This is a genomic window from Aeromonas caviae (genome assembly GCF_000819785.1).
Classification (GTDB): Bacteria; Pseudomonadota; Gammaproteobacteria; order Enterobacterales; family Aeromonadaceae; genus Aeromonas; species Aeromonas caviae.
In genome coordinates, this window is record NZ_CDBK01000041.1 from 40,695 (window position 1) to 57,009 (window position 16,315).

The 16,315-nt window shown below is 61.6% G+C and carries 19 protein-coding genes; 17 read left to right on the top strand and 2 right to left on the bottom strand.

Going from position 1 to position 16,315, the window contains the following annotated elements; translation table 11 throughout:
• Positions 1–4 precede the first annotated feature (4 nt).
• From fgIL to BN1120_RS05530, 5 genes are read left to right on the top strand one after another with little or no spacing between them, the layout of a single operon-like run.
• Positions 5–1,111, top strand: a complete 1,107-nt coding sequence (gene fgIL / locus BN1120_RS05510; RefSeq protein ID WP_041214014.1) for a lateral flagellar basal body P-ring FlgIL — start codon at positions 5–7, stop codon at positions 1,109–1,111.
• A gap of 8 nt (positions 1,112–1,119) precedes the next feature.
• Entirely contained in the window at positions 1,120–1,518 is a 399-nt protein-coding gene (locus BN1120_RS05515) for a rod-binding protein (RefSeq protein ID WP_041211812.1), read from the top strand.
• Positions 1,518–2,837 (top strand): lateral flagellar hook-associated protein LfgK, encoded by a 1,320-nt coding sequence (gene lfgK, locus BN1120_RS05520; protein ID WP_041211811.1) that lies wholly within the window; start codon positions 1,518–1,520, stop codon positions 2,835–2,837. The genes BN1120_RS05515 and lfgK overlap by 1 nt, the downstream gene beginning before the upstream one ends.
• A 10-nt stretch (positions 2,838–2,847) precedes the next feature.
• Complete coding sequence (gene lfgL / locus BN1120_RS05525) at positions 2,848–3,747, top strand: lateral flagellar hook-associated protein LfgL (RefSeq protein ID WP_041214013.1); 900 nt, start codon at positions 2,848–2,850, stop codon at positions 3,745–3,747.
• 19 nt (positions 3,748–3,766) lie between these two features.
• Positions 3,767–4,768 (top strand): hypothetical protein, encoded by a 1,002-nt coding sequence (locus BN1120_RS05530; protein WP_042015081.1) that lies wholly within the window; start codon positions 3,767–3,769, stop codon positions 4,766–4,768.
• A gap of 60 nt (positions 4,769–4,828) precedes the next feature.
• Here the strand turns inward: BN1120_RS05530 and fliB are convergent, their stop codons facing one another.
• Positions 4,829–5,992, bottom strand: a complete 1,164-nt coding sequence (gene fliB, locus BN1120_RS05535; RefSeq protein ID WP_197713269.1) for a flagellin lysine-N-methylase — start codon at positions 5,990–5,992, stop codon at positions 4,829–4,831.
• Positions 5,993–6,202: 210 nt separating this feature from the next.
• Here fliB and lafA (BN1120_RS05540) point away from each other — a divergent pair, with 210 nt between their 5' ends.
• The 11 genes from lafA (BN1120_RS05540) to BN1120_RS05590 all read left to right on the top strand — a co-directional run bounded on the left by lafA (BN1120_RS05540) (position 6,203) and on the right by BN1120_RS05590 (position 14,944).
• A complete protein-coding gene (lafA, locus tag BN1120_RS05540) occupies positions 6,203–7,063 on the top strand; it encodes a lateral flagellin LafA (protein ID WP_042015082.1) in 861 nt (286 codons plus the stop codon).
• Between the two features lie 178 nt (positions 7,064–7,241).
• The gene (gene lafA, locus BN1120_RS05545) at positions 7,242–8,102 is read left to right on the top strand and encodes a lateral flagellin LafA (RefSeq protein WP_042015083.1); all 861 of its coding nucleotides are present in this window, start codon (positions 7,242–7,244) and stop codon (positions 8,100–8,102) included.
• 113 nt (positions 8,103–8,215) lie between these two features.
• The gene (gene lafB, locus BN1120_RS05550; RefSeq protein ID WP_041214010.1) at positions 8,216–9,499 is read left to right on the top strand and encodes a lateral flagellar capping protein LafB; all 1,284 of its coding nucleotides are present in this window, start codon (positions 8,216–8,218) and stop codon (positions 9,497–9,499) included.
• A gap of 39 nt (positions 9,500–9,538) precedes the next feature.
• The gene (lafC, locus tag BN1120_RS05555; protein WP_041211804.1) at positions 9,539–9,931 is read left to right on the top strand and encodes a lateral flagellar export chaperone LafC; all 393 of its coding nucleotides are present in this window, start codon (positions 9,539–9,541) and stop codon (positions 9,929–9,931) included.
• Positions 9,932–10,051: 120 nt separating this feature from the next.
• Complete coding sequence (locus tag BN1120_RS05560) at positions 10,052–10,390, top strand: hypothetical protein (protein WP_041214009.1); 339 nt, start codon at positions 10,052–10,054, stop codon at positions 10,388–10,390.
• Entirely contained in the window at positions 10,387–11,430 is a 1,044-nt protein-coding gene (locus tag BN1120_RS05565) for a flagellar hook-length control protein FliK (protein WP_407923535.1), read from the top strand. The genes BN1120_RS05560 and BN1120_RS05565 overlap by 4 nt, the downstream gene beginning before the upstream one ends.
• Before the next feature lie 39 nt (positions 11,431–11,469).
• The gene (gene lafF, locus BN1120_RS05570) at positions 11,470–11,928 is read left to right on the top strand and encodes a lateral flagellar basal body-associated protein LafF (protein ID WP_041211801.1); all 459 of its coding nucleotides are present in this window, start codon (positions 11,470–11,472) and stop codon (positions 11,926–11,928) included.
• Between the two features lie 5 nt (positions 11,929–11,933).
• Positions 11,934–12,644 carry a lateral flagellar system RNA polymerase sigma factor LafS gene (gene lafS, locus BN1120_RS05575; RefSeq protein ID WP_042015085.1) on the top strand — a complete coding sequence of 237 codons (711 nt, stop codon included), beginning with the start codon at positions 11,934–11,936 and terminating at the stop codon, positions 12,642–12,644.
• Positions 12,645–12,694: 50 nt separating this feature from the next.
• Positions 12,695–13,552 (top strand): lateral flagellar motor stator protein LafT, encoded by an 858-nt coding sequence (gene lafT / locus BN1120_RS05580; protein WP_042015086.1) that lies wholly within the window; start codon positions 12,695–12,697, stop codon positions 13,550–13,552.
• Complete coding sequence (lafU, locus tag BN1120_RS05585) at positions 13,552–14,499, top strand: lateral flagellar motor protein LafU (RefSeq protein WP_041211798.1); 948 nt, start codon at positions 13,552–13,554, stop codon at positions 14,497–14,499. Before lafT ends, lafU begins: the two co-directional genes overlap by 1 nt.
• Positions 14,486–14,944 (top strand): PilZ domain-containing protein, encoded by a 459-nt coding sequence (locus BN1120_RS05590; protein ID WP_042015087.1) that lies wholly within the window; start codon positions 14,486–14,488, stop codon positions 14,942–14,944. The genes lafU and BN1120_RS05590 overlap by 14 nt, the downstream gene beginning before the upstream one ends.
• On the opposite strand, the gene BN1120_RS05595 is transcribed toward BN1120_RS05590, so the two are convergent.
• Positions 14,880–15,737: a lytic transglycosylase domain-containing protein gene (locus BN1120_RS05595; RefSeq protein ID WP_042015182.1), complete on the bottom strand. Its 858-nt coding sequence runs from the start codon at positions 15,735–15,737 to the stop codon at positions 14,880–14,882. The genes BN1120_RS05590 and BN1120_RS05595 overlap by 65 nt on opposite strands.
• A gap of 255 nt (positions 15,738–15,992) precedes the next feature.
• Here BN1120_RS05595 and BN1120_RS05600 point away from each other — a divergent pair, with 255 nt between their 5' ends.
• A complete protein-coding gene (locus BN1120_RS05600; protein WP_041211797.1) occupies positions 15,993–16,289 on the top strand; it encodes a hypothetical protein in 297 nt (98 codons plus the stop codon).
• Positions 16,290–16,315 lie beyond the last annotated feature (26 nt).

Consider the following 16,315-nt stretch of genomic DNA (forward strand, 5'->3'; position numbering starts at 1 on the left):
TTCGATGAACAGATGGTATATCGCCCTGCTCTGCCTGGCGCTGTCGGGCGTAGCCGGCGCCGCTGCCCCCGCCAAACGGGCCCTGCTGGACATTGCCGACGTGCAGGGGATGAGAGCCAACCAGCTGGTGGGCTATGGCCTGGTGGTCGGCCTCTCCGGTACCGGGGATCGCAGCCAGGTCAAATTCACCGGCCAGTCCATGACCAACATGCTCAAGCAGTTCGGGGTACAACTGCCCGATGACATCGATCCCAAGCTCAAGAACGTGGCTGCCGTCTCCGTGCAGGCGACGCTGCCCGCCCTCGCCGGCAAGGGTCAGCAGATGGACGTGACCGTGACCTCCATCGGCGATGCCAAGAGCCTGAGAGGCGGCTCGCTGCTGCTCACTCCCCTGCGCGGCATCGACGGTGAAGTCTATGCGGTCGCCCAGGGCAACCTGGTGGTGGCCGGGGTCAAGGCGGAGGGGCAATCCGGCTCCTCCGTGACCATCAACGTGCCGACGGCCGGCATCATCCCGAACGGTGCCATCATCGAGCGGGAGGTGGCCAGCAACTTCTCGGACAAGCCGGAAGTGACGCTCAACCTGCACCAGCCCAACTTCAAGACGGCCCGCAACGTGGAACGGGAGATCAACCGCCAGCTCGGTCCCGTGGCCAAGGCGGTCAGCGCCGGTCGCATCCAGATTGCGGCCCCCCGCGATGAGAGCCAGCGGATCTCCTTCATGGCCCTGTTGCAGGACATCCAGGTGGACATGGGCAAGGAGCGGCCGCGAGTCGTTTTCAACAGCCGTACCGGCACCGTGGTCATGGGGCAGGGGGTCAAGGTGCACAAGGCGGCGGTCAGCCATGGCAGCCTGACGGTCACCATAGGTGAGAGCCAGACGGTGAGCCAGCCCAATGCCTTCTCCAACGGGCGGACCACCACGACGCCCAACTCCCAGATCCAGGTTGACCGGGAGCGCAACAACATGTTTGTCTGGCCGGATGGCACCTCCCTGGAGGTGATCGTCAAGGCGGTGAATTCCCTGGGGGCGACCCCGGATGATGTCATGGCCATCCTGCAAGCCCTCGACGAGGCGGGAGCCCTCGAAGGCGAGCTGGTGGTCATCTAAGGATCTCTATGACCAGAATTACCTCGGAGCCTGGTTTCTATCAGGATCTCAATGAACTGCAGCAGATAAAGAGCAACCCGGATCAGCGCGCGGCCCTGGAGGCGGCGGCCGGCCAGTTCGAGGTGAGCTTCCTGCAGACGGTGCTCAAGCACATGCGTTCGGCGTCCGACGCCATGCAGGATGAAGAGGACAGGCTTATCAAGGGGGAGTCCCTCTACCGCGACATGTACGACAGCCAGCTCGCGATGAGCCTGGTCAAGCGCGGCGGCATGGGGCTCAAGGAGCAGATGGTCAATCAACTGGCCCCCACATTAAAGAATGCCGAGCCGGTGGTCGCTTCAGACTCCCAGACCCTGGCTGCCTTCAGTCAGCCTCTGAATTCGGCAAAAATGAGGAAAGTTGACTGATGTCGCTGCTCAGTATCGGTTTTAGCGGACTCAATGCATCGCAGATCGCATTGAACATCTCTGCCCAGAATATCGCCAACGTCAATACCATCGGGTACAGCCGCCAGGAGGCCATGATGGGCAGCCTGTCGGGCTTTGGCCGGATGGACAACGGCATGGGGGTCGAGGTGACCGGGGTTCGCAGGATCACCGATGACTATCTGGTCTCCCAGCACTGGCGCAGCCGCTCCGCGACCGGCTCCTCCTATGCGTTTCACCAGTACATCAATACGACGGAGCAGTTGCTCGGCAGCGAGTCGATGAACATCACCAAGGGGCTGGACAGTTTCTTTGCGTCCCTGAGCGCCGCCCTCGACAGCCCGGAAACACCGGCGCAGCGCAGCCAGATCGTCAGCTCGGCCGGTGCCCTGGCCAACCGCTTCGGCCAGTTGAACGAGAGCCTGCTGACCCAGGAGAAGCAGATCGACGATCAGTTGGGCAGCACCATTACCCAGGTGAACAGCTATCTCAAGCAGGTGGCGGAGCTCAACACCCAGATCGGCGAGCAGGCTTCCAAAGGGGTCAACACCTCGGCGCTGGAAGACAGCCGCGAGCAGATAGTGCGCGAGCTGTCGACCTTCATGGAGGTGCGGGTCAATCGTCAGAGCGACGGCTCCTTCTCCCTGAGCCTGCCCCAGGGCCAGCCCCTGGTGCTGGCCGGCAGCAGCAGCACCCTCTCTCTGGCCGGCGACACCCTGAGCCTGAGCTTCGGGCCGCAATCCTTCGAGGTCCCCAGACTTCAGGGCGGCACCCTGGCGGGCGTGCTGGAATATCGCACCACAGTGCTGCGCCCCCTGCGCGACGAGCTGAACCAGATCGCGAAGAAGCTGGCGGATGACTTCAACGCCAAGCAGGCGGGTGGCGTCGATCTGAACGGCGATCCCGGCAAACCCCTGTTCAGCTACGACCCCCTCAATCCCTCCGGCACCCTCAAGGTGGCCGACGGCTTTACCGGGGATCACCTCGCCTTCGCCAAGGCGGGGGGCGGCAACGGCGACAACCGCAACCTGCAGGAGCTGCTGACCATCAAGGATGATCAGTACGATGCCTACAGCGCCCTGCTTGGCAAGATGGCGGTGCAGAGCGGTCAGGCCAAGGCGACCATGGAGGCCGATGCCAACATGGAGAAACAGCTCGCCACCAAGCTCAGCAGCGTGAGCGGCGTCAACCTCGATGAGGAAGGGGTCAAGGTGATGGCCTACACCAAGGCGTATCAGGCCAATGCCAAGGTGATCAGCACCTCGGATCAACTCTTCAATTCCATTCTCAACATGTTCTGACGGAGTCCGCATGCGCATCAGCACCAACCAGATCCAGCTCAGCATGCTCGACAACCTGCAGCGGGGCTTTGGCGACTACGCCCGGCTGGATCGCCAGATCTCCTCCAACAAGCGGATCCTGCAGCCTTCGGACGATCCCGTGGGCAGCGTGCAACTGCTCGGTCTGAAGAAAGAGCAGGTGGCCATGGCCCAGTACCAGAAGAACATCGCCAATGCCAAGAGCCAGCTATCCCAGGGGGAGCTGCAGTTCGAGACCATGACCAACATGCTGAGCCGGTTGCGGGAGCTGACCCAGACGGCGGCCAACGGTTCCCTCTCCGAGGACGATCGCCGGGCGGTGTCCAGCGAGGCGGCCATCATCAAGGAGGGGCTGCTGGATCTCGCCAATGCCCGCAACGAGAACGGTTCAAGCCTGTTCAGCGGCAGCCAGGTGGACAAGACCCCCATCGTCCAGGGGCCGGGTGGCGGCTATCTCTATCAGGGGGATGCCCTGGTGCGGGAGGTGGAGATTGCCCGGGGGGTGACGGTGTCCCTCAACCAGACCGCAGACAGCCTGTTCATCCAGAACGGGGATTTCTTCAAGCAGCTGGACGACATGGTGGCGGCCTTCGATGCTGGCGCACCGGATGCGGCGGATCAGGCCAGAGCCATGCTGGATCGCAGCAAGACCCTGCAGGATGACATCAGCCAGATGGTGAGCACCATAGGGGCACGCATCAATCTGCTGGATCAGGTGGACGAGGGTCATGCCGAGAAGAGCACCTATAGCAAGGAAGTGAGCAATCAGATAGAGTCCCTCGACTACGCGGGGGCCGTGACCCAGCAGGCGCATGTGCTGATGGCTCTGCAGGTGCAACAGCAGGCCTTCGCCAAGGTGAATGGCCTGAGCCTGTTCAACTACATGCCCTAAATCTGTCTAAGGAGCCAGGATGCAGATTCAACAAACCCGTCCGGGGAGCGTGGCCGAAACGCCGGCCCAACCCAGGTTGCAAGGTCGTTCGACTGCCCAGGCTACTTCTCCCCAGACTCCTCGCAATGAACGCCAGCCCAATGTCATCCGGCTGGATCGCTGGGCCCTGATCGGCACGGCGCAGCAGCGCATCGCCCATGCCCAGGGGGGCGAGCAGGCCCTGAGCCAGGTGTGGGGCGAGCTGAAGCGCCTGGAGCAGCAGCTCGGCCAGCAGAAGGCGGCGAGCGGGGATCTGGTCTCCCGTCTCAAGGTACTGGAAGAGAAGCTGACCCAGCCGCAGGCGCCACTGACGAGCGAGCTCAGGCCACGCCTGCTGGCGTCGGCCACGGACAGCAGGGTGCACTACAGCGCGGAGCGGCTCGATCTGCTGAGCCCAAGGGCGAGTGCCGAGCGTCTCGTCTTCTCCTTCCCTCAGACCAGCAGCGCCGTCGAGGTGCTGCTGCCCGCCGATGCCAGTGAAGCGGAGGCGGCCGCCCGCCTGGATCGCGCACTGCGCAAGGAGCATATCCAGGCGCGCCTGAACGAGCTGGGCAAGCTGGAGCTGAGCGTGCCGGATCAGCACAGGCGCAAGCTGGATGAACCCGTGCTGCTGAGCGGTGAGGGCATCCGCATTCCCGCCGGGAACCCGGTACCCGTGCAGTTCAAGCCAAAGGCGGGGCAGTTGACCCAGCTCGGCGAGGGGCTCGACAAAGGGGAGATCAAACAGGAACAGCAACGGCTGAAGCGACTGCTCGGGGAGATAGAGCAGTCGGTGCGCGAGCTCAAGCAGTTTCGCCAGAGGATGGTGAAGCAGCTCGATCGGGTGAAGTCTCGCAGCCAGAACCTGCAGCAGGAGGAGCTGGTCCAGTTGCAGGGCAAGCTCAGCCTCCAGCTCAAGGAAGGGGGCTTCATGGGGACCATGTCCGGCCTGCTTGCCCAGGCCAACGTCTCGCGCCAGAACGTGGTGGCGCTGCTCACCTAGGGTGCCAGGTCCCGTTCACGACAGAAAACCGCCATGCAGCTCGCTGGCGGTTTTCTGTTCTCAGGGCTTGAGCAGGGCGTACAGGGAGATGTCCGACGCGAAGCCTGAGTCGTTGAGCCCCTGTTCTATGGTCTTGATAAAACTCGCATTGTGCTGGCGTATGGTGTGGTAGCTGTAGAAGAGGTTGACCACGTCCTGCTCGTCCAGCTCCTTGTCCATGGCCAGCAGGCAGAGGTAGTTGCGCAGCAGGAAGTAGTCGACCACCAGCAGTTGATAGGCCTGGCACTTGTCGCCCTGCTGCAACGGGAAGTTGTGGTGATAGACGTAGTAGAGCAGGTAGTTGTCCAGGATCTGGGGATGGCTGGCCAGGAAGGGGGCGGCCCTGTCGTGCCAGACTTGCTGCAGGCGTGCAAGCTTGTCCTCGTCGTAGGTTCCCTCCAGTACCTCGTTGATCTTGTCGAGGCAGACCTGCATGGTCTGCCGCCCCCGTCTCCCCTGGGAATAGGCCAGCAACTGGTGGGTCATGGTTCTGAGGCCCCACCACTGCAGTCTGGGCAGGGCGGGCAACTGCTCGAACATGGTGTTGAGCTCCCCGCGTTCGGCCAGTACCGCCACCTGATCGAGGAAGGCCTCGTGGGAGAGTTGCGCAGGATCCCGATGGATCAGCATGCCGACCAGCCATAGCCGAATTGCCACGGGGATATCCGTGGCGGCCAGCACGTGAATGCTCAGGCTGTGCAACGTCGCCATGGCGTTGGAGGGGGGCGGAGCGAAGGGCAGGGGCTGGGTGAGCTCGGAGACCTCGGTCTGCATCGCCAGGGGGTCAAGCAACAACTGGCGGCATACCTGGGGGCAGGAGAGCATCAGGGACCTCTTGAGCTGGTTGCCGATGCGGGTCTGGGCTCTGGGGTAGGTCTTGCAGGTGTGACTCAGGGCATCCGGACCCGCCTTGCTGTGGATCTGGCACAGGCGGTTTTCATCGAGGAAGGGGCAGGCGCCCTGTTCGTCGAGCTTTATCTCCCCCCAGCGCTCGTTGCTCTGCTTCACCTTGATGATGTGCAGCTTGCTCAGGGACTTGACCGTGGGGTCGGGGTGGCGTTCATAGCTGCGGAAGGTCTGCTTGTCGATGCTGATGGTCCAGCTGTGGCAGCAGTTGTCCTCGCAGCGATCGCCGATGCACTGGAAATGTTGAACGAAATGCGGTGTGTAGAGCGAAGCAGCCATGTCGCCATCCGGTAGTGAGAGAGGACGTTTTAAAAGCAATAAGCATGCCGGATGGGGGAGGCGGCGAGCACCCGGGATACCGGAATGCCCGGGAGGGGGCCAGAAGAAAAATATGCGGAGGGAAGATTACATTTCTGCGCGAAAGGGGTCGTCTCTATCTGATGTCAACCTAACGGGCTGCTGTGCAGCGTTTAACTCGAGGAATACATCATGGGCTTGTCCATCCATACCAACTTCGCCTCCCTGACCACCCAGAACCAGCTGAACAACACCAACAAGATGTTGGGCACTGCCATGCAGCGCCTGGGCACCGGCCTTCGCATCAACTCCGCCGCCGACGACGCAGCCGGTCTGCAGATGGCTACCCGCCTGCAAGCCCAGTCCAACGGCCAGAAGGTCGGTATGCGCAACGCCCAGGATGCCATCTCCATGATGCAGACCGCAGAAGGCGCCATGGATGAGATGACCAACATCGTTCAGCGCATGAAGGACCTGGCGACCCAGGGTGCCAACGGCACTACCAGCGCCGATGACTATACCGCCCTGAACGCCGAGTTCGGCGAACTGACCAAGGAGCTGGGTAATATTGTTAACAACACCAGCTTTGGTGGCCAGAAGTTGTTGAAAGGCGGGTCGTTCGAGGCTGCCGCTGGTGTGACTTTCCAGATTGGTGGCTCTAGTACTGAAACATTGAAGGTTGATGTAGCTACCGCGATGAAGGACCTTACTGGCACTACCGCAACTAGTGGTATTGCAGGCGCAGAGATTGTCGCGGGTATTGGTGATCAAGCCAAAGCCAGTGACGCGATTACCGCCACAAGTGACCTGCTTGATCAAATTGGTGCTGTCCGTTCTTCCTTCGGTGCCAACATCAACCGTCTGGAGCACACCGTCAACAACCTCTCCAACATGAAAGAGAACACCGACATGGCGAACGGTCGCATCATGGATGCCGACTTCGCCCAGGAGAGCACCAACATGACCAAGAACCAGATGCTGATGCAGGCTGGCATGTCCGTGCTGTCCAACTCCAACCAGATGACCGGCATGGTGACTTCCCTGCTGCGTTGATGCTGGTGGCACCCATCCCCTGGTGGGTGCCTTTTTCCCGTTTCCCCTCCCAGCTCCTCCCGCGCCCTCTTTTTTCATCATATTTTTCACCCGCAGCTCAAGTCTTGCCTCGCACCTGTCGCTTCTCTTGTTCGTAGGGTTATCCGCTGCGGTAGCAGCCTTCTTCGAGGAATAGATCATGGGTTTGTCCATTCATACCAACTTCGCTTCTCTGACCACTCAGAACCAGCTGAACAACACCAACAAGATGCTGGGCACCGCCATGCAGCGCCTGGGTACCGGTCTTCGCATCAACTCCGCCGCCGATGATGCCGCCGGTCTGCAGATGGCCACCCGCCTGCAAGCCCAGTCCAACGGCCAGAAGGTCGGCATGCGCAACGCCCAGGACGCCGTCTCCATGATGCAGACCGCCGAAGGTGCCATGGACGAGATGACCAACATCGTTCAGCGTATGAAAGACCTGGCCACTCAGGGCGCCAACGGCACTGCGAGCGCGGAAGACCGTCTGGCCATGGGCACCGAAATGAAGGAACTGACCGCCGAGCTGAAGAACATCAGCGATAACACCCGTTTCGGTGGTGAGGCTCTGATCGGCGCTGGTGGCAAGTTCGAAGCCGGTACTGTGACTTTCCAGATCGGTGGTACTGCCGCCGAGAAGCTGGACGTCAAGGCCGACACCAACGTCAAGGCCGTCAACACCGCTATCACCACGGCGACCTCCGACCTGTCCACCGCCGATGCCACCGCTCTGGCTTCCACTGACTTCAATGCGCAGATCACCAAGATGGAGACTGCTCTGGGCGCAATCGGTACCGCCCGTTCCCAGTTCGGTGCCAACATCAACCGTCTGGAGCACACCGTCAACAACCTCTCCAACATGAAAGAGAACACCGACATGGCGAACGGCCGCATCATGGATGCCGACTTCGCCCAGGAGAGCACCAACATGACCAAGAACCAGATGCTGATGCAGGCTGGCATGTCCGTGCTGTCCAACTCCAACCAGATGACCGGCATGGTGACTTCCCTGCTGCGTTGATGGTTTGCCGGGCCGCCCCGAGAGGGGCGGCTCTTGTTTGACAACCGCTTGCCGGTTGGAAAGGGCCGAGCCGGTCTTTTCCAACAGGCATGCCACCGAATAAGGGGATAAAGATGCAAATAGATCCGGCCAGCACGGCGATGCAACTGGTAGCCGTCGAGCGCCAGAACATGGACAAGTTGCTGAAGAAGCAGCTGGACAGCGTCAAGGCGCAGCAGAGCGCCATCAGCAGCCTCACTACCAAGCTGTCGAGTTTCCAAACCCTGCTCAAGGATCTGAACAAGGCGAGCAGCCTGCAGGCTCAGAAGGCCACCCTGTCCCAGGAAGGGCTCATGACGGTGACGAGCAATGGCAAGGCCAGCTCGGGTCAGTACAGCTTCTTCGTGGAGCAGCTTGCCCAGTCCCATCAGGTCGGCTTGCAGCTTGACAGTGACACGGCACCGCTGCCGGCAGACGGCGTCTTCTCCCTGACCGTCAAGGGCAAGACCCTGGACATCGACCTGGCCTCCCTCCCGGCTGGCGCCACCGTCAAGGATCTGGTCTCCCAGATCAACAATGCCAAGGACAACCCGGGGGTGAAGGCGACCCTGGTACGTACCGACGGCAAGGTCAGCATGGTACTGACCAGCAAGGAGAGCGGCGTGGAGAACGCCATCACCCTGGGGTACAGCGGGGATGGCGCCAATGCCATCGGGGTGGCGATGGCCGGCAAGACGGACATCACCCAGGCGCAGGACGCCAAGCTGCGCATGGGGGGGGACAACCCTCTCACCATCACCTCTGCCAGCAACAAGATAGAGAACGTGGTGGATGGCCTGACGTTCCAGCTGACCAAGGCGCAAAAGGCGGATGACGCTCCGCTGCTGGTCACGGTGGATCAGGACAAGGAGGCGGTTACCGGCTCCCTCAAGAAGTTTGTCGACAGTTACAACGAGCTGGTGGACGAGCTGGCCAAGATGACCTCCAGCGATCCCAAGGCACCGGGAGCCCTTTCCTCCGACAGCGGGGTTCGCAGCCTCAAGAGCGTGATTGCCCGCAGCGTGCGGGAGCTGCCCGATGATCTGACCCTGGGGAGCCTGGGGATCAAGACCGACAAGGCGGGCAAGCTCTCCTTCAACGAGACTGACTTCAACAAGGCGCTGGAGAAGGATCCCGAGCTGCTCGGCAAGGCACTCATGGGCGACGATGGTCTGCTCAAGCGGATGAGTAATGCCCTGGACCCCTATACCAAGCGGGACGGTGCACTCAAGGGGCGCAAGACAGGTCTTGAAGCGAACGAGAAGCGGGTGAATGAGCGGATGGAGGCGCTGGATCGGCGCATGGATTCCGCGTATAAGCGCTACCTCAATCAGTTCACCACCATGAACCAGATGTTGCAGACCATGGGCGGCTTGTGAGACGGCTAGCCCGTAACACTTTGAATAAGCGAGTTTTTCATGTTTGAACCCCAAGAAGGCTATGACGCCTACCAGTTCGCCGCCACCCAGGCCAAGGCAGCGAGCGCCGATCCGCACCAGTTGGTGCTGATGTTGATGGATGGCCTGCTCGACGAAATAGCCAGGGCCGAGGGCCACATTCTGGCCAGGCAGTACGAGCGCAAGGGGCAGTCCATCAACAAGTGTCTGCAGATCCTGGGAGGGCTCGACAGTGCCCTCGACATGGACAAGGGCGGGGAGCTGGCCAGCAACCTGCACCGTCTGTACGACTACTGCGGCCAGCGGCTGTTCGAGATCAGTGTGGCCAACGATGTCGCGGGCTTTGCAGAGGTGCGTCGCATCCTGCTGGAGCTGAAAGAGGGTTGGGAAGCGATGGCCCGCCATCCCCGTTGATGCGGAAATCCACCTTCCTCATGGGGCAAAGGTCGGAACTAACGTATTGAAATATAATGTTTATATATTTGGCCTGCTCCTTGCTTGCCCGCAAGGTCGTCCTATTTTGAGGCCATCATCATGTCCATGACAGGAGCCGTGCCCCCCGGTGCGGAACGCGAGACCCGTCAGCGCCAGCTCCTGGGGCTCGGGCGTCTTATCTTGCAGCAGGCCCGCGCCGGACAGTGGGATGCGGTGCGGCTGGCGGATCAGCGTCTGGCCCAGCTGGTGGCGCATCTGAACAGCCAGCCTGCATTGTGGCAATCCCTGATGCCGGCCCGGGATCAGGTGCGCCACTGGCATCGGGAAGCCTTCGCGCTCTGTGAGCAGGAAACGGCGCTGCGCAAGCAGGAGTGGGACAGCCTCTCCCGCAAGCGGGAAGGATTGCAGGCCTACGACGAGGCGCAGACATGGGCATGATCCCTCTCCCCGTGGCAGAGACACTGCCCACTTCCCCATCCGGTGGTTTTACCCGCCTCTCCCGCCAGCCTGACGGGCAGGGGGAAGAGTACCAGCCTCTGGATCTTCCGCAGGAGGCGATGCTTCCTCCGTCCACCGCCCCTTCCGCCCCCGTCGACGAGACGGAGCAGGAGGAGAGCGTCGAAGTGGCTGCGGATGTCGCCGAGCAACTCGCCGCCTTTAACCAGATGCCACCACCTTTTGTCCGACAGGAGGAGGGACGCCTTCCTCCTGTCCGTTTGTCATCGAATGGCGGCCTTGTTCCCGTCGGGGAGGTGCAACCCGCCTCCTCGCCTGTGCTGCGCGCCCTCAGCGGGTTCGAGCGAATGGAAGGGGAGCGGATGCTGGTGCCGCCGGTTTCCGTTGGCAAGGAGAGCCTCCCTCAACCCGCCGGGGAGCTGGCCATGCGAATGCTCCAGCCAACCACCCAGGGCGAGCAGCCTGCGACCCGGAGTGCGGCAGTGGTGGTGCCTCTTCCCGGGGAGCCCGCCCCGGAGCGGGAGGTCAGCGTCACCGAATTCAAGGCAATGGCGGGGTTGTCGCCCGCGCTATCTGCCGCCAGGCCTGCGGAATACCAGTGGGCACCGGCGCGTCTTGCCGCAAGCGAGGCCCAGTGGGGCCAGCAGCTGGTCGATGTGCTCAAAGACAGGGTCGAGCTGCAGGTGAACCATAGCATCAAGCAGGCCCATATCCGCCTCGATCCCCCCGAGCTGGGTCGCCTCGAACTGACCGTGAGGATGGAAGGGGAGCGGCTCAACGTGCAGCTCAACGTGACCAACCCGGCGGTGCGTGAAGCCCTGATCCAGTCGATGGAGCGGCTTCGCATGAGTTTGGCTCCCCATCATGCCGGTGGCGTCGAGGTGAACGTGGGCCAGGGGGGAGAGCAGGAGCGGGGGGATCGCTGGCAGCAGGAAAAGATCCTGGCAGGTCGACGACAGTGGCAGGAAGAACAGGACGCATCGGGTAGTGCTGGCCAGGATTGGCTCAACACCCTGGTGTGACATTTCAAGATCTGGCAATAGCGAGAGTGATTTCAAATTATGCGGCGTGTCATGAAGTGGTTGATGGTGATAATGATGGCGCTGTGCCTGCTGGCGGCGCTGGCCTATGGCGCTTATCTCAAGCGGGATACGGTTGCCGTCTGGCTGGGCCTGGCAGAGGCCAAGCCCGAGCTGAGCAAGACGCCGCTGTTCAAACCGATGGAGCGTTTCGTCATCAGCCTGGAGGGGGACAGAGAGCCCCACTATCTGGTGCTGGAGCTGGCGCTGGTCACCCACAATCCCCAGCAACTGGAGACGCTCAACGAGCTGACCCCCCTGATCCGCAATGCCATGGTGCAATATTTCAGCCATCGCTCCCATGAGGCGGTGAAGCAGGAGCTGCAGAACATCTCGGCCCTTCAGACCTCTCTGCTCGGCAAACTGGTGGGAACCCTGGAGGGGTATGGCTACAAGCCCTATCTGGATGAAGTGCTGGTCACCAAGGTCCTGGTGCAGTAGCGAACATGATGGACGCTGGTTGGGATACTCCCTGCGAACTGACCGCCTCCGCTCCCCGCACCGGTGAGCAGGCGATCCTGAGCCGTTATCTGCCTCTGGTGAAGCGGGCAGCCACTCACCTGCGCAGTCAGGTGAGCGCCAGCTTCGATCAGGAGGACATGGAGCAGGTCGGCATGATGGGGCTGCTGGAAGCCTGGCGTCGCTATGGGGGTGAACCGGATGCCCAGTTCGAGAGCTATGCCTTCAAGCGGGTGCGGGGAGCCATGCTGGACGAGCTGCGGCGCCTCGACTGGCGCCCCCGTCAGCTGCGCCAGCAGGTGCACGGTCACAACCAGGTACAGCGGGAGCTGTTCAACCGTCTGGGGCGCAACCCGACCGAGCAGGAGCTGGCACAGGCGCTGTCCTGCACCGTCGAGGAGGTGCGCCAGCTCGCCTATGCGAGCCAGGCCGAGGCGTTGCAGAGTCTGGAGGAGTGGCTGGAGAACGGGGGCAGGGCGCCCGCATCCGAGTCTGACGATCAGGATCTGGCCATGACCCTTGCCAAGGTGCTCGGCACCCTGGACAAGCGTGAACAGCTGCTGCTTTCCCTCTATTACCAGCAGGAATTGAACATGAAGGAGATTGCACTGGTGCTCGGGCTGACCGAGTCGCGGGTGTGTCAGCTCCACAAGCAGTGCGTCCTTCAGCTCAAGCAGCGATTGGTCGACTCCATATAGTTATGCCTCTCCCCGCGGGGGGAGTCTTGTTGATTTCTGCGGGAGCATCCATGCAAAAACAGATTGGTCTTGGTGTCATTTTCGTGTGTGTGATCGGCGGCTTCATGATGGCCGGGGGGCGCCCCATCGCCCTGTGGCAGCCTGCCGAACTCATCATCATCATAGGGGCGGCGGTCGGCTCCATGTTCCTTGGCAATTCCAAGGAGGTGATGCATGAAATGTGGCGCCAGATGAAGCTTTGCTTCAAGTCCAACAAGGACGAGAAGGAGATCTATCGCGAACTGCTGACCCTGATGCACCAACTGCTGGAAGAGACCCGCAACAAGGGGATGAAGGCGCTGGACGAACACGTGGAGAATCCGCAGCAGAGCTCCGTCTTCCTCATGTATCCCCAGGTATCGGAAGATCCGCAACTGCTGGGCTTCATCATCGACAACCTGCGTCTGCTGGGCATGGGCAAGATCACGCCCCATGAGCTCGACACCATACTGGAGCAGGAGATCATGGCCATCGAGGAGGACATGCTCAAGCCCCCCCACGCGCTGCACAAGACAGGGGAGGCCTGCCCCGGCTTCGGGATCCTGGCGGCGGTGATGGGGATCATCATCACCATGCAGCAACTCGACGGCCCCCTCAGCAACATAGGGGTGCATGTGGCGGCCGCCCTGGTGGGCACCTTCATCGGCATCTTCCTCTGTTATTGCTTGCTGGAGCCCATCAGCAATGCCATGGAAGAGATGGTCAAGCGTCGTATCGGCATGCTGATGTGCATCAAGTCGATTTTGATCGCTCAGCTGCGGGGCAAGACGCCGCTGCTCTCCGTCGATTCCGGCCGCAAGATGCTGGAACCTGACGTGAAACCCAGCTTCCTCGAACTGGAAGACTGGGTGACCAACAGGGCCATGTGATGCGCAACCACGAGCAGATCGTCATCAAGCGCCAGCAGCGGCGCAGCAGCGCTCCCAAGGGGGGCGGTGCATGGAAGGTGGCCTTCGCCGACTTCACCCTGGCCATGATGGCCTTCTTCATGGTGCTCTGGATCCTGGCCGTCTCCAGCCAGGAGGAGCGGGATGTGGTGGCCAGCCGTCTGCGCGACTACAGCATCATGGACAGCGAGGCAAACCCGTTCGACATCAGCAACAGCCCCTATCCGGTGGATCTTGGCGGCAACCCCTCGGTACTGGAGGAGTTGAGTCCCCAGTTCGTGGAGGAGGGGCAGCGCATGCCCAGACACATGGAGCGGGATCGCAGCATCTTTACCGATGGTGCCAAGGGAGGCTATGAGAGCCTGCTGGTGGGCAAGATTGAGGGAGAAAAGCAGATGGCGCAGTTGGCCGGTTTCATCGGGTCCATGGCGGATCAGATGCAGGCCAGAAACAACCTGGAGCTGCAACTGGTGCCCCAGGGTCTGCGGATCCTGATCCGCGACGATGACGAGCGCGAGATGTACAGCCGTGGCAGCGCCCGCATCAGCCCCTATTTCCGCCACCTGCTGATGGCACTGGCCCCTGTCTTCCAGCGAGTGGAGAACCGGGTCATGATCTCGGGCCACACCGACAGCACCCCCTTTGCCGGTGACAACTACAGCAACTGGGAGCTCTCCTCCGATCGTGCCATGATGGCGAGGCGTGTCCTGCTTGCTGGCGGCATGCCCCCCGAGCGAGTGGGTCAGGTGGTCGCCATGTCGGATACCATGCTGGACAACACCGCCGATCCCAAAGGCAGCGAGAACCGCCGCATCGAGTTGCTGGTGATGACGACCCAGGCGGAAAAGAGCCTGGAGCAGCTGTTCAGTGCCCAAACCCAAGCCGCCACCCGGACAGCCAAGGACGCCGTTGCCCATGGAAACCCCTGACGCCGATCTCCCCCCCGTGACACCGTTCAAGGATCCCAGGCGCAAGCTGCCGCGCTGGTATCTCCATGACGGGACCACGCCCCTGGAATCCCAGAGTTGCGGCATCGCGGCCCGGCTCATGGTCTCCGGCCTGCTGTTCGACAAGCGCATCGGACGGGCGGTCATCAAGGATATCGGACCGGGTGGGGTCGGTTTCCTCGCCCCCGCCCGTTTTACCTTGCCCGATAACGTCAGCCTGTCGTTGTCACCGCGGATCGTGCTGGCGTGTCATATCACCCATCGCAGGGCCATAGGCCAGTACCTCAGCTTCTACGGCGCGCGATGGGTCGATCCTGACTCGGTGGATCTCGCGCCTGTTCTGAGCCACTGGCGCCACTGTTTCATGGCGCCAGCAGAGGGCGAGCCTGCTCCAATCCCAGTGGATCCGGCAACCGCTCAAGAGTGAGGCCTCCCCGCCCCATGTCCAGTCCCCGTGCAGGCAGCAACAGCAGGGGATCGTGCAGGCTTTCCAGGGACACGGCCCGCACCAGCTGCGGGCGTGTCTCTTGATGACGCGGGGCTGGAGGGGCCTTGCCTCCGCCATAAATGATGGGGCAGTCACTCACCTCCCGGGGATCGGGCAATCGCCAGGCGGGATTCCACCGGCTTGCCTCGTTCATGGCAACCCCCCGTTCCATGGCCCACTCCAGCAATGAGCAGCCCCCTGGCTGCCGCCAGACCCGGATATTTTCTCCCGCCTGCCAGGGCGGCAGGACAAACCCGTGCTGCGCCGCTCTGTCCAGCAATTGGGAGAGCGCGAGGAAGCGCGCCACATAGAGGCGCGTTTCGGTAGGCAACTGCAACTCCCACACATTGCGTGTCCCGCCGTTGAGCACCGCCTTCAGTACTCTTCCCTCTCCCGCGTTGTAGGCCGCCAGTGCCAGCAACCAGTCCTGCCCGAAGAATTGATGCAGCCACCCGAGGTAGGAGAGCGCCGCCTCCGTCGCCAATGGCAGGGAATAGCGGCCATCGAAGCCGTTCGTCATGGGGACGGAGAAGCGGGCTGCGGTATCCGGCATCAACTGCCAGGGCCCGGCGGCGCCCGCCGAGGAGATCACGTCAAGCCGGTAGCTGCTCTCGATCAGGGGCAGCAGTGCCAGCATGGGTGGGAGATTGCGCGTCTGAACCTGCTCCGTGACCCAGCGGATCATGGGCTGGGACTCGGCGAGCCTCGTCTGCAGGTGGCTGCGCTGGCGCAGCAGAAAGCGGGTCTGCTCGTTGACCAGCTCGGCACCCGGGCCGACAACGGGGGTAGGAAAACCCGCCTGCCAGTGATAATGATCATAGGAGTAACAAACGGCACTGCTCAGTAGCGAGAGCCCGGGGAGAAGGCGCAGGGATATTTTGGCAACAGCGGACAGAGCCTGGCGGGAAAATGATAAAAACACGATGTATCTCAACAGTTTTTGACAATATCTGTCGACTGTTCATGTGGTATCCAGGACGTGATAAGCATGATAACACGAGTAAAAAAGACCCCAAAGGCGGGCAGGGCGATTCAGAAATTTCTGCTTTATCTGATCCTCGTTAATTTTGGTTTGATGTGGCTCTATATCATGTATGCCGACGAGCTGACATTGGGCGCCAATCTACTGCTGACTTTTCTTCTCATCGTCTATAACCTGCTGCTCTGCCAGCTGGTGGTGCTGCGAGCCCGTCGGGTAGGGGATGGATACATCATCTATCCCGTGGTGGGCGTCAGCATTATCCTGTGCGCCGTCGTGCTGTTCCGTTTCATCATTTCCCCGTGAAATCGATTAATTACGAGGCACACTTC

What these genes read in the sequence shown, in the direction of transcription:
- fliB (WP_197713269.1), bottom strand. Translation starts at nt 5,992, where the DNA reads ATGGCTGCTTCGCTCTACACACCGCATTTCGTTCAACATTTCCAGTGC.
- BN1120_RS05530 (WP_042015081.1), top strand. Translation starts at nt 3,767, where the DNA reads ATGCAGATTCAACAAACCCGTCCGGGGAGCGTGGCCGAAACGCCGGCC.
- BN1120_RS05515 (WP_041211812.1), top strand. Translation starts at nt 1,120, where the DNA reads ATGACCAGAATTACCTCGGAGCCTGGTTTCTATCAGGATCTCAATGAA.
- lfgL (WP_041214013.1), top strand. Translation starts at nt 2,848, where the DNA reads ATGCGCATCAGCACCAACCAGATCCAGCTCAGCATGCTCGACAACCTG.
- lafU (WP_041211798.1), top strand. Translation starts at nt 13,552, where the DNA reads ATGCGCAACCACGAGCAGATCGTCATCAAGCGCCAGCAGCGGCGCAGC.
- lafT (WP_042015086.1), top strand. Translation starts at nt 12,695, where the DNA reads ATGCAAAAACAGATTGGTCTTGGTGTCATTTTCGTGTGTGTGATCGGC.
- lfgK (WP_041211811.1), top strand. Translation starts at nt 1,518, where the DNA reads ATGTCGCTGCTCAGTATCGGTTTTAGCGGACTCAATGCATCGCAGATC.
- BN1120_RS05565 (WP_407923535.1), top strand. Translation starts at nt 10,387, where the DNA reads ATGATCCCTCTCCCCGTGGCAGAGACACTGCCCACTTCCCCATCCGGT.
- lafA (WP_042015083.1), top strand. Translation starts at nt 7,242, where the DNA reads ATGGGTTTGTCCATTCATACCAACTTCGCTTCTCTGACCACTCAGAAC.
- BN1120_RS05590 (WP_042015087.1), top strand. Translation starts at nt 14,486, where the DNA reads ATGGAAACCCCTGACGCCGATCTCCCCCCCGTGACACCGTTCAAGGAT.
- BN1120_RS05560 (WP_041214009.1), top strand. Translation starts at nt 10,052, where the DNA reads ATGTCCATGACAGGAGCCGTGCCCCCCGGTGCGGAACGCGAGACCCGT.
- fgIL (WP_041214014.1), top strand. Translation starts at nt 5, where the DNA reads ATGAACAGATGGTATATCGCCCTGCTCTGCCTGGCGCTGTCGGGCGTA.
- lafC (WP_041211804.1), top strand. Translation starts at nt 9,539, where the DNA reads ATGTTTGAACCCCAAGAAGGCTATGACGCCTACCAGTTCGCCGCCACC.
- lafF (WP_041211801.1), top strand. Translation starts at nt 11,470, where the DNA reads ATGCGGCGTGTCATGAAGTGGTTGATGGTGATAATGATGGCGCTGTGC.
- lafS (WP_042015085.1), top strand. Translation starts at nt 11,934, where the DNA reads ATGATGGACGCTGGTTGGGATACTCCCTGCGAACTGACCGCCTCCGCT.
- lafB (WP_041214010.1), top strand. Translation starts at nt 8,216, where the DNA reads ATGCAAATAGATCCGGCCAGCACGGCGATGCAACTGGTAGCCGTCGAG.
- BN1120_RS05600 (WP_041211797.1), top strand. Translation starts at nt 15,993, where the DNA reads ATGATAACACGAGTAAAAAAGACCCCAAAGGCGGGCAGGGCGATTCAG.
- lafA (WP_042015082.1), top strand. Translation starts at nt 6,203, where the DNA reads ATGGGCTTGTCCATCCATACCAACTTCGCCTCCCTGACCACCCAGAAC.